Origin of the sequence: Algoriphagus limi, assembly GCF_024919275.1 — a bacterium.
GTDB lineage: Bacteria > Bacteroidota > Bacteroidia > Cytophagales > Cyclobacteriaceae > Algoriphagus > Algoriphagus limi.
The window spans coordinates 223,627-240,698 of record NZ_JANWGH010000002.1; the positions used below are offsets into that span (position 1 = coordinate 223,627).

Annotated in this window: 16 protein-coding genes; 9 read left to right on the plus strand and 7 right to left on the minus strand. The window is 41.4% G+C overall.

Features of this window, described 5'->3' with window-relative positions:
* The first annotated feature begins 3 nt into the window (after positions 1-3).
* The 4 genes from NY014_RS09305 (at position 4) to NY014_RS09320 (ending at position 4,744) form a co-directional block, all read left to right on the plus strand.
* Positions 4-1,659 (plus strand): carboxypeptidase-like regulatory domain-containing protein, encoded by a 1,656-nt coding sequence (locus NY014_RS09305; protein WP_259414326.1) that lies wholly within the window; start codon positions 4-6, stop codon positions 1,657-1,659.
* A 99-nt stretch (positions 1,660-1,758) separates the two neighbouring features.
* Entirely contained in the window at positions 1,759-2,898 is a 1,140-nt protein-coding gene (locus tag NY014_RS09310) for a hypothetical protein (protein WP_259414327.1), read from the plus strand.
* Between the two features lie 20 nt (positions 2,899-2,918).
* The gene (locus NY014_RS09315) at positions 2,919-3,572 is read left to right on the plus strand and encodes a DUF2807 domain-containing protein (protein WP_259414328.1); all 654 of its coding nucleotides are present in this window, start codon (positions 2,919-2,921) and stop codon (positions 3,570-3,572) included.
* Positions 3,573-3,700: 128 nt separating this feature from the next.
* Positions 3,701-4,744, plus strand: coding sequence for an SMP-30/gluconolactonase/LRE family protein (locus NY014_RS09320; RefSeq protein WP_259414329.1), 1,044 nt, complete (start codon positions 3,701-3,703; stop codon positions 4,742-4,744).
* Between the two features lies 1 nt (position 4,745).
* Here NY014_RS09320 and NY014_RS09325 read toward each other — a convergent pair whose 3' ends face one another.
* The gene (locus tag NY014_RS09325; protein ID WP_259414330.1) at positions 4,746-5,612 is read right to left on the minus strand and encodes a helix-turn-helix domain-containing protein; all 867 of its coding nucleotides are present in this window, start codon (positions 5,610-5,612) and stop codon (positions 4,746-4,748) included.
* A 176-nt stretch (positions 5,613-5,788) separates the two neighbouring features.
* On the opposite strand from NY014_RS09325, the gene NY014_RS09330 reads away from it, so the two are divergent.
* From NY014_RS09330 to NY014_RS09350, 5 genes are all read left to right on the plus strand, one after another.
* Positions 5,789-6,679 carry a dihydrodipicolinate synthase family protein gene (locus NY014_RS09330; protein ID WP_259414331.1) on the plus strand — a complete coding sequence of 297 codons (891 nt, stop codon included), beginning with the start codon at positions 5,789-5,791 and terminating at the stop codon, positions 6,677-6,679.
* 120 nt (positions 6,680-6,799) lie between these two features.
* Positions 6,800-8,245 (plus strand): aldehyde dehydrogenase (NADP(+)), encoded by a 1,446-nt coding sequence (locus NY014_RS09335; protein WP_259414332.1) that lies wholly within the window; start codon positions 6,800-6,802, stop codon positions 8,243-8,245.
* Positions 8,246-8,429: 184 nt separating this feature from the next.
* Positions 8,430-9,434, plus strand: a complete 1,005-nt coding sequence (locus NY014_RS09340; protein ID WP_259414333.1) for a 4-hydroxyproline epimerase — start codon at positions 8,430-8,432, stop codon at positions 9,432-9,434.
* An 85-nt stretch (positions 9,435-9,519) separates the two neighbouring features.
* Complete coding sequence (locus NY014_RS09345; protein WP_259414334.1) at positions 9,520-10,767, plus strand: NAD(P)/FAD-dependent oxidoreductase; 1,248 nt, start codon at positions 9,520-9,522, stop codon at positions 10,765-10,767.
* Between the two features lie 201 nt (positions 10,768-10,968).
* Entirely contained in the window at positions 10,969-11,367 is a 399-nt protein-coding gene (locus NY014_RS09350; protein ID WP_259414335.1) for a DoxX family protein, read from the plus strand.
* Here the strand turns inward: NY014_RS09350 and NY014_RS09355 are convergent.
* From NY014_RS09355 to NY014_RS09380, 6 genes are all read right to left on the minus strand, one after another.
* On the minus strand, positions 11,364-12,221 hold the full coding sequence (locus tag NY014_RS09355; protein ID WP_259414336.1) for an HIT family protein: 858 nt from the start codon (positions 12,219-12,221) through the stop codon (positions 11,364-11,366). The genes NY014_RS09350 and NY014_RS09355 overlap by 4 nt on opposite strands.
* A complete protein-coding gene (locus NY014_RS09360; RefSeq protein ID WP_259414337.1) occupies positions 12,209-13,321 on the minus strand; it encodes a DUF8808 domain-containing protein in 1,113 nt (370 codons plus the stop codon). The genes NY014_RS09355 and NY014_RS09360 overlap by 13 nt, the downstream gene beginning before the upstream one ends.
* 102 nt (positions 13,322-13,423) lie before the next feature.
* Positions 13,424-14,299 carry an ATP synthase F1 subunit gamma gene (atpG, locus tag NY014_RS09365; protein WP_259414338.1) on the minus strand — a complete coding sequence of 292 codons (876 nt, stop codon included), beginning with the start codon at positions 14,297-14,299 and terminating at the stop codon, positions 13,424-13,426.
* Positions 14,300-14,364: 65 nt separating this feature from the next.
* Complete coding sequence (gene atpA / locus NY014_RS09370) at positions 14,365-15,942, minus strand: F0F1 ATP synthase subunit alpha (protein ID WP_259414339.1); 1,578 nt, start codon at positions 15,940-15,942, stop codon at positions 14,365-14,367.
* Between the two features lie 26 nt (positions 15,943-15,968).
* Positions 15,969-16,529, minus strand: coding sequence for an ATP synthase F1 subunit delta (atpH, locus tag NY014_RS09375; protein ID WP_259414340.1), 561 nt, complete (start codon positions 16,527-16,529; stop codon positions 15,969-15,971).
* 10 nt (positions 16,530-16,539) lie between these two features.
* Positions 16,540-17,034 (minus strand): F0F1 ATP synthase subunit B, encoded by a 495-nt coding sequence (locus NY014_RS09380; RefSeq protein WP_259414341.1) that lies wholly within the window; start codon positions 17,032-17,034, stop codon positions 16,540-16,542.
* Positions 17,035-17,072: the final 38 nt, after the last annotated feature.

Genomic DNA, 17,072 nt, shown 5'->3' on the forward strand with positions numbered 1-17,072 from the left:
TCAATGAGAAAAACCCTTTTTTATATCTCCACTTTTCTCCTTTTCAGCTTTGTCATTCATTCTGAAGAAAATCGTCTACTGGAAAAGGAAGTAAGTATTCATGTAGAAAATGAACGGTTAGATGACTTTCTAAACAGGCTTTCCCAGGAGGTCGGAGGGATTTTTTCCTACAGCCCTTCTGCCATTGATATAAGCCAAAGAATTACTGGAGAATTTACCAATAAATCCTGCAGAGAGATTCTTGAAGCAGTCTTCCAGGGAAGAATTAAATACAAGCAAAAAGGGAATTATATCATTCTTTCGCCCGCCCCTGCTCCTGAAAAAGAAATTACGATTAGCGGATACCTCGTTGATGAAAGTTCAGGAGAAAGAATACGAAACGCTACAGTTTATGACCCCATCACGCTCAAATCCTCTACGACTGATGAGTTTGGGTTCTTCGAAATTGCTTTAAAAAATCCCACAGGCGAAGATTTTGAATTGATCATCAATCAGGAGAGATATACTGATACACTTCTGGTGGATCAAAAACGGTCTTCATTTAAACGGATTTTTCTGAGGAAAGAGACTGCCGAGACGCTTACCAAACCAATGAAGGATTTTCTCCTATGGGCTAAAGAATCGATCGGAGTCAAAAACAGTAAAAACGTAAGGGACACACTTACACGTAAATTCCAGTTTTCAATAGTGCCTTTTGTGGGCACCAATCAAAAACTTTCCGGAAGTGTGGTAAATGACTATTCCATCAATCTGTTTGGAGGCTATTCCGCTGGAACCAATAAACTCGAGCTTGGAGGTTTGTTTAATTTAGATCGGGGTCAGGTCAGTGGAATCCAAATAGCAGGGCTCATAAATCAGGTGGGTGGATCAGTAAAAGGTTTTCAAATTGCCGGATTAGCAAATGTAAACTTAGATTCATTATCGGGATTTCAGGGTGCAGGTCTTACCAATTTTACGCTTCGAGATGTCAAGGGAGTTCAAGCTTCGCCATTATTGAATATTTCCGGAGGAAGTATAAATGGCTTTCAGGCCTCTGTTTTAGCAAACTATACCCACAAACATGTCAAAGGAGTTCAGGCTGGCATCCTAGGAAATATAGCAGGAGGATATGTGGAAGGATTTCAATTTGGCCTTTTCAATTATGCTGATAGTGTCAAGGGAGCTTCCATTGGTTTATTGAGTTTTGTAAGAAAAGGATACCATACCATAGAAATTGGCGCTGATGAAATTTATCCATTGAACATTGGTCTGCGAACGGGAACGAGAGGGTTTTATAATATCCTTTCTGCAGGCATCCGCCCCGAAAAGGCTGATTCTACAACATGGTCATTTGGATATGGAATAGGTACCTCCCCAAGGCTAGGGAAAAAGACCTATCTCAATTTTGAATTGAACACATCCCAAATGAATAAAGGGAAAGTGCTCGCTACGAATCTAATCAACCGCATATATCTAGGATTTGACTATCAGGTAGCCAAAGGAGTAGCCTTATATGGAGGACCTTCTTTCAACATTCGGATTTTTGATACCAGTTTTGATGATCACCCAGAAACATTTGCTTATTCTGCTCCAAGAGTTTTTGGTAGAAAAAGCATTGAAAACCTGAATCTGGGACAGGAAATTTGGTGGGGATTCAGGGCAGGAATTCGCTTTTTTTAGGCTTCAGGGAAGGATTTTACATTTTTTCAAAAAATTTTGAATCTCTCATAGGGGTTAGGGCTTCTTCGCTTGTCATATAGGCGAAACAAACCTAAACCAATGAAAAATTTAAAATTGATTATTGCTGTAATCTTCCTTTTTGCCTTGAATCCCCTCCAAGCTCAAACAGAAAAGGAAGAAAATTCTAAGGTGTATTTCCACCAAGATTTCCAGATTTCATTTGTCCCTTTTGTCGGTACCAATGGAATCAACTCAGGGATTACCATCAATGACTACTCTATCAATGTATTAGGAGGATTTTCTGCCGGTGCCAACAAGTTGGAATTGGCTGGATTATTCAATATCAATCGGAGCGATGTGAGTTATGCCCAGTTTGCAGGTGTTTTTAACCAAGTAAATGGCAAGGTGAAAGGAGCTCAATTCGCAGGAGTAATCAACTCAAACTTGGATTCCGTTGATGGCTTTCAAGCAGCAGGTGTAACAAATTTCACGACCGGGTCGGTAAAGGGAGCTCAACTTGCAGGGGTTATCAATTTAACCACAAAAAGTGTAGAAGGGTTTCAAGGAGCTGGAGTGATGAACTTTGCCGTTGGAAGCTTGAAAGGAACTCAACTTGCTGGAGTTAGTAACTTTTCTATCGGCGATGTAAATGGCACACAGGTCAGTGGCGTCCTCAATTTTGCCAGAAAGGTAAACGGAGCGCAAATTGCCCTTTTTAACTATGCTGACAGTATCGCTGGAGTTCCCATCGGGTTGATAAGCGTAGTGAAATCAGGTTACCATACGCTGGAGCTTAGCACAAATGAAGTTATGCCTTTCAATATGGCATGGCGAACAGGTGTCAGACCTTTCTACAATATTCTCTATGCGGGTATACGACCAGAAATTGATGACGAGGTTACTTGGTCCTTTGGATATGGTATCGGTACCTCACCAAGGCTAGGGAACAAGATTTTCTTGAATATAGAAGCAACCTCAGAGCAAGTAAGCAAGGGAGAGGTGGTCGACCTAAACTTGATCAATAGAATTTATCTAGGCTTTGAATATCAAATCAGTTCTAAAATTGCTGTTTTCGGTGGACCTACTATGAACTTCCGAGTATTTGAAACAGGTATTGAAAACCATCCCAAGCTCTTTGCTTATGGAGATCCAAAAATCCGTCATGAACGAACTTATGATAATGGAAATATTGGCAGTCAATTCTGGTATGGAATGAAAGCCGGTATCCGATTCTTTTAAAAAACTAAACCCCAAAAACTATGAAAAACTACATCTTTAAAACCAGTCTTTTCCTCATCGGCTTTTCCATGCTAATGGGCTGCGATTTGACCAATGATTTCTTAGGTTCTGAGGATCTCGTCACTATCGAAAGAGATCTCAATTCTTTCCAAAATATTATCGCAGGAGAAAACATAACAGTGAAAATCACACAGGGTCCAATTCAGCAGATTTTGGCGACTACCAATACAAATATGACTGAGAACCTAATCACAAAAGTAGAAGACAATACGCTTAAAATCTCCCTGAAGAATGGTTCTTACAAAAACTCCACCTTCATCTTGGATATTCAGATTCCAGATTTAAAAAAGCTCAAGTTCAAAGATGCTGCGGAAGGGGAATTATTTATGATCTCCGATATGCTATCAATAGAAATGCAGGATGCGAGCAAACTTAATTTGAATGGCAATTCCAGTATCCTCAATATCGAACTTTCAGATGCAAGTAAACTATTTGGCTTCGGCTTCCTTGCGAACACAGCCAATGTTAGCTTAAAAGATGCTTCCAAGCTTGAAATTGAAGTCTTGGATATTCTGCAGGGAAAAGCTTCAGATGCAGCCAAAATTATTTATAAGGGAAATCCTATAATTGATATTAATACCAAAGACGCCGCCAAAGTGATCAAGGAAAACTAGGCTACCTTCTGGGAAAAGTAAACTTTAAAGGCGTGGGTTTTTCCACGCCTTTCTGCTTTTTCATTACCTCTTTTGTTGTTGAAAAATAGAATGAAAGTATATTGTCCTTTCCTAAACTTTCCAGCCTTATGAAGAAAATCGCCCTATTTGTACTAATCCTGATAGTAGGATTGATAGCATTTATCTTTCACACTTTTTCTTCCACAGGGTATTTTCGAGATATTGAACCCAAACATGATTTTGGGGAAATATTCCAAACCATTAATCTTCCGGGAGTGGAGGATATGGCATTGGCAAGAAAGGACAGCTTTCTGATTTTGTCAGTAGATGACCGAGCAAAAAGAAGAGCTGGAGAAGAAGGTTTGCATGGGCTTTATTGGTTGGATTTGAGGCAAACTCCCTTTGAAACAAAAGCAATCCCACTTCCGACTAATTTGACACTCTTTCCTCATGGAATCAGTCTTTTTGAAATAGGCCCAAATCAATATCAACTGGCAGTTATCAACCATGTGGAAGGGAAGCATTCCATTGAACTTTTCACTATTCAGGATAGCGAAGTACTATACGATCGAACACTTCGGGATCCACTACTCATCTCTCCCAATGATTTGGTTTTGGTAGGCAAAGACAAATTCTATTATTCCAATGATCATGGAAATACATCAAAATTGGGGGTATTTGCCGAAAACTATTTGGGTGTGGCTGCTGCCAATGTGGGTTATTTTGATGGAGAAAATTTCCGAATTGTAGCGGAAGATTTAGCCTATCCCAATGGACTTGTTCCTGACCAATCCGGAGAAAAATTATTTGTAGCCTCCTCTCGAGGATTCCTGATTCGGGCGTATGACATTCAGAGAAATGGGGATTTGACGAGGTCAGAGGATATTTCAGTTGATACGGGCGTAGACAATTTAGAAATCGATGATTCGGGCACTATATGGACTGGCGCACATCCTGATTTGATGACCTTTTCAGCCTATGCAGCAGGCAAAAAAGAATTTGCTCCTTCTGAGATTTTGAAAATTTCATATAACGAGGGCCAATCAAAAATTGAATCCGTTTGGCTCGATGATGGGAAAACACTTTCTGCTACTTCTGTCGCCATTCCTTTTGGAGACTATTTGTTTTTGGGAAATGTCATGGACTCAAAGTTTTTGGTCCTGAAAAAGTAAGCTAGGAATTGAGCTTTCTCCATTCTTTGGGCGTGAGTCCGGTAATTTTCTTAAAACCCCGATTGAAATAAGAAAGGTTTTCAAATCCGACCTGATAGGCGATCTCAGCAATTCCCAAATCGGTTTCTCGAAGGAGCTTTTGAGCCTCATTGATTCGGAGTTCCAAGAGATATTGGGTAAAGGTCTTTCGGGTTCGGAGTTTAAAAAATCGACAAAAAGCCTCTTTGGACAAATTAGCAACTGCGGCAGCTTCCTCTAAGGCGATTTTTTCAAAACGTTTTTCCAATAAAAACTGCATTACCTGATTCATCCTAGAGCCATCCCGTTCGGTAAATCCCCGACTCAAAACCGACCGATTTAAAGAAACCATTTCCTCTCCCGACTGATCAAGAATTGCCAAGAGTCGAAAGGCCGATTGAAAGCGATCAAGTCCTTTTAGTCTGTCAAATCGCTCCATCTCTTGCTTAATTTCCTCCTGTGTCTCCCCTTTAATCTGAAAGCAACCTCCAGAGAAATCCCGGAAGTGATTCAAGCCCTCCAAATCCTCCAATTCCCCCAATACTTGAATCGCTTCAAAGTCAAAAAAAATCGTATTTCCAGCTACTCGAAGAGAACTTCCAACATCAAAATATTCCGAATCACTTCGAAACACATGAGGTGCATTTTCTCCTAAAAAAAACACATCTCCAGGCTGAAAGCGACCTACATAATCCCCACTTAGGAATTGACCTTTCCCTTCCAAAATAACTGTTAATTGCAATTGAGGGTGCTGATGCAGTTTATCATAGAAATATTTTCCCCTATCCTCCTGATAGCGGACAAACTCCTTTTTCGACTTGGGAACCTGAAATGAAATTACTTTAGCCATTTGATAAAAATGGTATCAAATTACATCAATTCAAAGCTATACCTTTTACTTATTATCAAAATAGTACCATAAAGTATTAATTCTGTAAAAGATTCGAGAACCGGTAAAAGGTACCTTTGATGGAAATTATTTATTCATCCAACTCACAGAACCTTCTGTGTTAAAAACGAAAAACCATGAATTGGAAAGGCGTATTCCCGGCTGTCACAACCAAATTTCACGCAGATGGAAGTTTGGATATGGACTTATTCTTCAAAAATCTTGACTTTCAACTAGAGTCCGGAGTCCATGGAATTATTTTGGGTGGTACTTTGGGAGAAAGCTCTGTTTTATCGCAGGAAGAGAAAATCACCCTAACTCGCGAGACAGTCAAACATATCAACGGAAAAGTTCCTGTAATCCTCAATATCGCAGAAGGAGCTACTCAAGATGCGCTGTTTTGGGCAAAAAAAGCAGAGGAATTGGGAGCTTCCGGCTTGATGATTTTGCCTCCTATGCGCTACGCAGCGGATGCCCGGGAAGTGGTGACTTACTTTAAGGCTGTAGCAAATTCCACGAGCCTACCCATGATGATTTACAATAATCCGGTAGACTACAAGACTTTGGTAACCATAGACATGTTTGCCGAATTGGCGGAATGCCCAAATATCCAAGCCATCAAAGAATCTACACGGGATATTTCCAATGTCACCCGCATGATCAACCGATTTGGGGATCGATTCCAAATTCTCTGTGGAGTAGACACTTTGGCCATGGAAGAATTACTGATGGGGGCTGTTGGTTGGGTCGCAGGTTTGGTCTGTGCATTTCCAAAGGAAACTGTAGCCATCTATAATTTAGTCCAAGAAGGTAAAATCGAAGAAGCTCGGGAAATCTACCGATGGTTTTTACCACTTTTGGAATTGGACATTCATCCAAAATTGGTTCAGTATATTAAACTGGCTGAACATCACTGTGGAATCGGGTCAGAATATGTCCGCGCCCCGAGATTGACTTTAATTGGGGAAGAGCGGGAAAGAATTGAGAAAATCATTTTGGATGGGATCCAAAATCGGCCGTTATTATAAGATTGAAATACAGTGGAAATCCAATTGAAATAAATCCCGCAAGCGGGATGAAATATTTCTCTGAGCGTAGCGAAAAGTATTTCCATGTATTTCTATAGTATTTCCAAAAATTAATAAACCATGAACCTAGACAACCTTTTCAACGCCGCACAAGAAGCTTTTCTTTTCTATAAAAATGTCTCAGGACAGGAAAAGGGAGCCTTTTTGGAAAAGCTTGCAGATACACTTGAATCAAACCGCGATGAAATCGTATCTCTCGCTGTCATAGAATCCAATTTGCCGGAAGGCAGAATCAACGGGGAATTAGGACGGACAGTCGGACAAATCCGTCTTTTTGCGAAAGTGGTCAAGGAAGGTTCTTGGATAGAAGCCACCATCGACCCTGCTATTCCGGATAGAACTCCTCTGCCGCGGGCCGATATCCGACGAATGCTTACTCCGCTTGGGCCCGTAGTTGTTTTTGGTGCGAGTAATTTCCCTTTGGCATTTTCCACTGCTGGCGGGGATACCATTTCGGCTTTAGCCGCAGGTTGTCCGGTCATTTACAAGGCTCACCCTGCTCACCCCAAGACCTCTCAAAAAGTTGCCGAGTGCATCCATGAAGCGATTTTGAAAACCAATATGCCTTCAGCCCTTTTCACCCATGTGGAAGGAGGAATACCCGAAGGTCAAGCCTTGGTGAAGCATCCTTTGGCAAAAGCAGTAGCCTTCACCGGTTCCCATGCAGGCGGAAAGGCATTGTTTGACCTAGCCAATCAGCGGGAAGAGCCTATTCCAGTCTATGCAGAGATGGGTTCTGTTAATCCGATATTCTGCTTTTCTAAAAAGCTTCAAAAAGAAAACGATGCTCTTGCAAAAGCTTTCGTGGCTTCCCTGACTTTAGGAGTGGGACAGTTTTGTACCAATCCGGGATTAATCTTTGTGCCCAAATCTCAGGCTAAGGACTTTGAAAAAGCAATTTCCGACGAATTGAATGATATTGCTTCGGCTCCCATGCTGCATCCTGGAATCGCAGAAGCCTATTACAATTCCATTCAATATCTCCAATCTCGCGAGGAATTACGATGGTTAAAAGTTGCGGATGCCCAGCATCTCATCAACGGAAGTACCGCTTTGGCGGAGATTAAAGCAAGCGATTGGTTGCAGGATACGGTGTTCCAAAAAGAAGTTTTCGGAGCCTTTGCTATGATGGTCGTGTATGAAAATGGGGATGAATTGATCGAAATTGCCAAGCATCTTCATGGACAGCTGACAGTGACGATTTGGGCTGAACAGGAGGAACTTCAAGATCAATTATTCCTTTTGAATCTCCTCGAAGAGAAATGCGGGAGACTTCTATTCAAGGGAGTTCCTACCGGAGTGGAAGTGGGTTATGCCATGCAGCACGGAGGTCCTTATCCATCTACCACTAACGCTAGAAGTACTTCTGTGGGAGTATATGCCATCAAGCGCTTTGCCCGCCCGATCGCTTTCCAAGACATGCCACAAGAATTACTTCCTGATGCCTTGAAAGACGGAAATCCTTTGGGGATTTGGAGAATGGTGGATGGGGAATTTAAAAAGTAAGATATTCATAAAGATATGCTTCGCAAGATATGGCTGAAAAACTCGGCCTAGATAGCATCCAATCTCAATGCTATCTTGTCTGCTTCAGCAGACATATCTTACATATCTGCGTAGCTATCTTCTTGATTAAAAAACTTGATCTCAACTTTATTTTATCAAACATAAAATCCCCAAACCTTCCATAATGCCATCACGTCACACCTTCTCTTGCATCGATGCACATACCTGTGGTAATCCTGTCCGGGTGGTTTCCGGAGGAGTCCCCTTTCTGAAGGGGAAAAATATGCTCGAAAAACGACAGTATTTTCTGGAGCATTATGACTGGATTCGTACCGGGCTGATGTTCGAACCTCGAGGTCATGATATGATGTCGGGTTCCATGCTTTTCCCTCCACACGATCCGGAAAATGATTTCGCCATTCTATTTATTGAGACTTCAGGCTGCCTTCCAATGTGTGGACATGGCACGATCGGTACAATCACGATTGCCATTGAGGAAGGTTTGATCTACGCAAAAACACCGGGATTCCTGCGAATGGAAGCTCCTGCAGGATTGGTATTGGTGGAATATAAACAGGAAGGAAAAAAGGTCAAATCTGTCAAACTGACCAATGTCAAAAGTTATTTGGCAGCTGAAAATCTGGAAATCGAGATCGAGGAACTTGGAAAACTCACCGTAGATGTCGCTTATGGCGGTAACTTCTATTGCATAGTGGATCCACAGGAAAACTTCCCGGGATTAGAGCATTTTAAAGCTGAGCAATTGATCAGCATGGCTAGAAACCTTCGGAGCAAAATGAATGAAATCTACGATTTTGTTCATCCAGAATATGAAAAAATCCGAGGTCTCTCCCATGTGATGTGGACTGGAAAACCCTTGGATGAAAACAGCACAGCCAGGAATGCAGTATTCTACGGAGACAAGGCTATTGATAGATCACCCTGTGGCACCGGAACATCGGCCCGCATGGCGCAGTGGTATGCCAAAGGCTGGCTGAAGCCCGGAGATGAATTTATCCATGAAAGCTTTATAGGTTCAAAATTTATCGGAAGAATTGAAGAAGTCACGGAAATTGCAGGAAAGCCAGCTATCATTCCAAGTATTGAAGGCTGGGCAAAAATCTATGGCTACAACACCATCATCTTGGACGATGATGACCCATATGTACACGGATTTCAAGTTATTTAATTGTACAAAGTAAAAAGTACCAAGTACAAAGACCTTTAAGGTTTAGCTTCTTGGTACTTTGTACCTAGTACTTAGTACAAATTATATGAAACCAACCATCATCATCGGCGGAGGCATCGTCGGATTGTTTTCTGCCTATTTCCTTCTAAAAGAAGGAATCGAAGTTGTTGTTGTAGATCGGACAGATTTAAAAGACAATTGCTCCACAGGCAATGCGGGTATGATTGTCCCATCACATATCATTCCACTTGCCGCTCCGGGAATGGTTGCCAAAGGGATTTCTTGGATGTTTTCTTCTAAAAGCCCCTTTTACATTCATCCTCGATTTGACTATAAATTATTGCAATGGAGTCTGCTTTTTTTCAAATCTGCCAATCAGAAGCAGGTAGAAAAAGCCATCCCTTATCTCAAAACCATCAGTCTGCTTTCCAAATCCCTTTACCTACAATTTCGCGATGAACATACAGAAGCAAGGCTAGCCTTTCAGGAAAAAGGGCTCATGATGCTGTATCAAACGGAAGCGGTGGAAAAGGAGGAAGTGGAATTTGCGCATTTGGCGAGAAAGTATGGTTTGGAGGCAGAAATCCTAAGCCCTACCGATATCCAAAAAGTGGAACCCAACTTAGAGGTTAAGGCAAGAGGAGCAGTACTTTTTCCGGGTGATGCCCATTTGGATCCAGGTGCGCTTTATAGCTTTTTGAAAAGTTATTTGGAAGAAAAAGGCGTTCAATTCCTTACTGAAACACAGGTTTTGGGTTTTGAGAAAAAGAACGAGAAAATAGAGGTCGTACTGACTGACAAAGGAAAGTTGGAGGCAGAAAAGGTCCTACTATGCGGAGGTTCTTGGTCGGGAGAATTGGCAAAAATGCTCGGATTCTCTCTACCCATGATGGGTGGAAAAGGCTACTCTTTTTTACAGGAAAATAGGCCCGAAATCAAACAAGCTACCATTTTGACGGAGCGAAAAGTCGCCGTCAGTCCCTATGGAAATCAGATTCGATTTGGAGGTACCCTGGAAATTGCAGGCACCAACCAAAAAATCGATATGAAGCGTGTGCAGGGGATTTTTGAATCCATCAATCGCTACTACCCTACTTTCCAAGCCAAATTCCCCAAGCAGGAAGACATTTGGAAAGGATTGCGTCCCTGCTCGCCTGATGGACTTCCCTACATCGGCTACGCTCCCGGCTATTCCAATGTCTTAGTGGGAAGCGGCCATTCCATGATGGGAATTTCAATGGCCCCTGCCACAGGTAAACTTTTATCAGAACTTCATCAGCAAAAAGAAACAGCGATGGAATTGGCTGGATTTGAAGTAGGAAGGTTTAATTGATAAAGTCCTTATTTTTCATGAACAGAAACAGATATGAGTTTATTTGTGACTTTTTATGAGTATATCTGTGTGAAAACAAGTCAAAACAAAAAAGGCTTAAACCAATCATCCTAAGTAATTTCAAGCCAATAAAATTTAACTTCTGTCTTTGGACACTCGTTCTATTTTTGAATTACTCAACCAACTAACCCTTTTAATCTTATGCGTGAAACCATTGAAAAAAGCCTCGTCTTATTAATTATTCGCCTAGGTGCAGGAGCTATGATAATGACTCACGGCATCCCAAAAATTGGTCGCCTAATGGCGGATGAAGTGAAATTTGCTGATCCCTTTGGTCTAGGCCCTACCGTTTCCTTGGCTTTAGCCACCTTTGCCGAAGTAGTTTGTGCGGTGTTGGTCATCATTGGATTTAAGGTGCGCTTAGCTACTATCCCCTTGATGATTACCATGCTGACTGCTGCTTTCTATGCGCATTGGGATGACCCTTTTTCAAGAAAAGAACTTCCCCTCATGTTTTTCCTCACCTTCTTAGGCTTGGCAGTATTTGGAGGCGGAAAGTTTTCGATTGATGGGGCGATTTCCTCAAGAAGAACGATTTAATAATCCTTTTTATCTGGGATTACGCCTCTAATCCCACCTCTAGGATTTTCTACATCTCCAGAATATCGGGGAATTAGATGGATATGCACGTGAGGAACTGTTTGTCCAGCTTTTTCCCCAATATTGATCCCTACATTATATCCATCAGGTTTAAAGCGTTTTTGAAGGTTCTTTTTCACCTCATTGAGCATAAAGATGCAAGAAGATTGCTCTTTAAAACTCAAGTCAAAATAATTGGAAACGTGTCTTTTGGGAATAATCAAAACATGCCCTGGGCTGACTGGGTACTTATCAAAAATTGAAAAGGCTTGTGCAGATTCAAGGATTAATTCCAACTCTGAACTTGGATTACAAAAAGGACAATCGGAATCTTTGTTTTTTACTTGATTGAAATGCTGGTATTCGTAAATCTCACAATTATCATTTTTGAAGATTGATTTGAAAGGAAGAATAACCTTTGTTTGGTAAGTAGGCTTTTGGTGGATTTTGTGGGTTCGAAATCCCTCATAAACCAAATCTCGACGAACTGCAAAGTATGCTTTTCCAGAAGGCTTAAGTAATGCCGAAATCTCCATTAAAACCAAGGATTGTTCTTCAGGCATCAAGACATTCAACACATAAAAGCAGATAATTGTATCAAATCGCTTTTCAGGATAGTTAGGTTGATAATGTTTATCATATCCTTCAATTAAATAGCCTTGGTTTGAAAGAATTTCAACGTCTTTCCCAAAACCGCATCCAAAATCCAAAATTTCACCCTTTAGTAAACCTCTTTCCTTTACTATTCTGGCTGGAAATGACAGCGATGTCCGTTCTTTCGCTGTGAGGTGAGAAAAACTATTTAAGGCTCCCATGGATCAAACCCTCTTTGTTCAATTAAAAATCGGCAAGACTCCTTCATTTGATTGATTGCCAATTTTCTCCACATGGTACTTTGTTCATTTCCAAGGAGACTTATTTTCAATTCCTTTTGAAACCTCAAATGATGTTTTTCATCCAAAATATCCCAATAATGAAGAATTAAATCTTTTTGATTTTCAATTAATCTAGGAGTTGGAATTTTATCTCTCTTAGAATTATTAACACTTGGAACTGCAGGAAGTAAATTCCAAAGATCATTATTCTTCCAAATAGCAAAGGGAATTATGTGGTCAACTTCAATTCTATTTGTCATCCTTCCAGTCCAAACACAAGCTGTTTCCCCATGCTCTTTTAATAAAGTTTGAAAAAGAGTCTTTGAATTATTCACGTCTCTTTCAGATACAGGTGACTCCATCAGATTCCCAAGAACTCTTTCAATCGGCAGTTCATTTCCAGATGCACTGACAGAAAATTCAGCCCATTTTATCAAAATTGAATCTTGCCCCCCAATAAAACTTCCCAAGATTTGAAAAGCATCATAATATTCCTTAGGAATGGAAAATGTACCATAATTAGACACCAAAAATTCACTGTCTATTCTTTCTCCTCTAGATACATTTTTAGGTTTTTCTGGCCTGTAAATAGAATGATAATCGGAAGAAATAGATCTACCGATATAGTGCATAGGCATTCTAATCAAAGTAGAGTGCAGTTTATTTGCAAGACTTTTTATCGTTGGAGCCAACTCCTGAGGGATCCCATTTCTTTTCAAGTCATTGTAAAACCCAGATAACCTATTTTTCTTTTTATAGTAGTTGACTACTTTGATTAGTAAAGTTTCAAAAGCAAGGTTAGCGACTCCGTTTATTTGGGGAATTCGGTGAAGGGAATCAAAAATAGGAAAATAATAAACCATCCATTTCTCGATCAATAGTCCAGTTGGAAAGTGTACTCGACCATCCTTAAATTCTAAAAAAGGGCTATTCTCCTGAATCAAGTCTATTGTACCTCTCAAGAGCGCGAACTTATAGGTAGTACTTTTACTATCCCGTTCAATGATCTTACTGATATTTGAAAAAATCTCTTTATTCATAAAAAGAATATAATTGAACTAAAATAACTCAAGATTTCAAAAAGGCAAAACAAAAAACCACAGCCTTTAGAGCTGTGGTTTTGAATATGGGTTGATTGATAATTAACTTCCTTCGAGAGCGTTTGCACCAGCAACAATCTCCAAGATTTCGTTGGTGATCGCCGCCTGACGTGTACGGTTGTACATCAAACGCAATTCTTTCAACAATTCTCCCGCGTTTTCAGTCGCCTTATCCATCGCTGTCATACGAGCACCATGCTCAGAAGCATTGCTTTCCAAGACTGCCTTGTAGAACTGAATCTTCAAGGAAGTAGGCACCAATTCTTCGATGATGTAGCTACGGGATGGTTCTAGGATATAATCAGTTTCAGTAGCTTTTTCCTCCTGCGCATTTTCCTCTTTTGCCATCGGCAAAAACTGCTCAGTTCGGATAATTTGGGTAGCTACGTTTTTGAATTCGTTGTACACCAACACTACCTGATCATACTCTCCTGCAGCAAATCCATTCATGGCAAATTCAGCAGCTTCTCGAACGGTATCAAAAGAAAGATCAGAGAATACTCCGAAAAACTGATCTATAATTGGGAATTCCCGCTTTTTGAAGGTTTCAAAAGCTTTCTTTCCCAATGGAAGAATGGTGATTTCTTTCCCGGCAAATTGCTCACGGATGGCCGCATTCGTAGCCTTTACAATGTTGGAGTTGAATGCGCCACAAAGCCCCTTATCAGAAGTCACAGGTACAATCAAGACCTTGTTTACTTCTCGCTTTTGGGCATAAATGATATCCGCAGCTCCGTCAGAAGCGGCAGATACATTGGTTAGGATATTGGTCAGCTTTTGGGAATATGGACGCATTTGCACAATGCGGTCCTGTGCTCTACGCAGTTTCGCAGCGGACACCATTTTCATCGCTTTGGTGATCTGCTGGGTAGAAACTACCGAGTTGATTCGCTGCTTTACTTCCTTCAGGTTAGCCATCCTTGCGTTTTTCTACTACGTGGTATAATCTCCGGAGGCTTTCACCTCCGGAATAGATTCAAATATTACTTTGCAAATTTAGGAGCCAATTCAGCGGCTGCTTTTTTCAACACTTCACCTGCACCGTCGATGTCTCCTTTCAAGATGAATTCCAAAGCCTCAGGATAAGAAGTATCCAACAAGGTGTAGAATTCCTTCTCGAATGCACGAGCTTTCTCTACAGGAACAGAATCCATCAAACCTCTAGTAGAAGCGTAGATGATGGCAACCTGATGCGCCACAGAAACAGGAGCGTATTGAGGCTGCTTAAGGATTTCCTGGTTACGACGACCTCTTTCGATAGTACGCTTGGTAGTAGCATCCAAGTCAGATCCGAATTTTGCGAAAGCTTCCAATTCGCGGAACTGCGCTTGATCCAATTTCAAAGTACCAGCTACTTTCTTCATGGATTTGATCTGTGCGTTACCACCTACTCGGGATACGGAGATACCTACGTTGATCGCAGGACGGATACCGGAGTTGAATAGGTTGGTCTCCAAGAAGATCTGACCATCAGTAATGGAAATTACGTTAGTCGGGATATAGGCAGAAACGTCACCTGCCTGAGTTTCGATGATTGGAAGAGCGGTCAAAGATCCTCCACCTTTCACCAAAGGCTTGATAGACTCAGGAAGATCGTTCATTTGCTGTGCGATCTCATCAGACTTGTTGATTTTTGCAGCTCTTTCCAGCAATCTTGAGTGTAGGTAGAATACGTCACCAGGATATGCTTCACGTCCCGGAGGTCTTCTCAACAATAGAGAAACTTCACGGTAAGCGACGGCTTGCTTAGACAAGTCATCATAAACCACCAAAGCAGGACGTCCTGTGTCACGGAAGAATTCTCCGATCGCCGCACCGGTAAACGGAGCAAAGAACTGCATTGGAGCAGGGTCAGAAGCAGCTGCAGAAACAACTACTGTATATGGAAGAGCGCCACCTTTTTCCAAAGCTGCTACCACACCGGCAACAGTGGATGCTTTCTGACCTACTGCCACGTAGATACAGAATACAGGCTCGCCTCTGTCATAAAATTCTTTTTGATTTAGGATGGTATCGATTACTACCGCAGTCTTACCAGTCTGACGGTCACCGATTACCAATTCCCGCTGTCCTCTACCGATTGGAATCATGGCATCGATAGACTTGATACCAGTTTGAAGAGGCTCAGTTACAGGCTGACGATAGATTACCCCAGGTGCTTTACGCTCCAAAGGCATTTCGTACAAATCACCTGTGATAGGACCTTTACCGTCGATAGGGTTACCCAAAGTATCTACTACACGTCCCAACATACCTTCACCTACTTGGATGGAGGCAATCTTCTTGGTACGCTTTACAGTATCACCTTCTTTGATTGCTTTGGAGTCACCAAACAATACCGCACCGACATTGTCCTCTTCAAGGTTCAGCACCATTGCTTTCAGACCATTGTCGAATTCCAGCAATTCACCGGCCTGAGCCTTAGAAAGTCCATAGATACGGGCTACACCGTCCCCTACTTGAAGGACTGTACCCACTTCTTCGAGTTCGGCCTCTGTTCTGGCACCTGCGAGTTGCTCTCTTAGGATTGCCGAAACTTCATCTGGTCTTACTTCTGCCATGATATCGATTGATTAATGCTTTTTGATTAGATTTTACTTTCGTAATGGTTTTGCAAGAATTCTGACTTTAGAATTCTCAATTTGCTGCTCAATGATTCATCAAGCTGCCGGTCATTGACCTTCAATATAAATCCGCCGATAAGGTTCGGATTAACTTTCTCTTCAAGAATTACAGTCTTCAAACCGGAAATCTCCTTGACGATTTTCACAAATTCCTCACGAAGTTTTGCATCGATCGGGAAAGTGGTCGTCAACTGAGCGACTTGAATAGACTTATGCTTGTTGTACTGATTTTCAAACTCCCGGGCTACATCAAGCAAAATTTCCTCCCTATTTTTTCGGGAAATAATCTCAAAAAAGCTCATCGTCATTTTTTGAGCACTATCAGCAAACAAAGCCTTCAAGACTTTCAACTTTTTGTCAGAAGTCACCACAGGATTCTTCAACAAAAAGCCCAATTCTTTATTAGCCTTCTCGATAGCTGAAAGCTTCTGAAAATCTGCATGTACTTCCTCCAGATTACCCTTTTCAAGGGCCAGTTCCAAAATGGACTTGGCATAGCGGGAGGCTACTCGATGGTTTGACATGGAGGTCGGGTTAGTTAAGCTTCAAATCTTTTACAAACTCATCCACCAATGCTTTCTGAGAAGCATCATCAGACAAGTTTTTCTTCAATAATTTCTCTGTTACTTCAAGGGTCAAAGCAGCCACTTGGTTCTTGACATCAGCAAGAGCAGCTTTTTTCTCAGTTTCAATTACCGCTTTCGCATTTTCGATCAACTGAGCTCCTTGTTTCTGAGCTTCGGTTTTAGCTTCTTCAATCATCTTGTTAGAAGCTTCCTGAGCTTTCTTCAGGATGGTATCTCTTTCCAAACGAGCTTCAGCTAAAAGCTTTTCGTTCTCAGCCTTTAGGTTAGCCATTTCGTTTCGAGCGATTTCAGCTGACTTCAATGCATTTTCAATGCTGCTTTCACGCTCTTCCAAGGCTGCCAACATAGGCTTCCAAGCAAATTTGATCAGAATGAAAAGCAATCCCAGGAAGCCAAAAAGCTGCCAGAAAATAAGACCGGAACCAGGGGTTATCAAATCCATGATGTATGATTTAATTCAGTTTGTTCAATAGAGAGAAA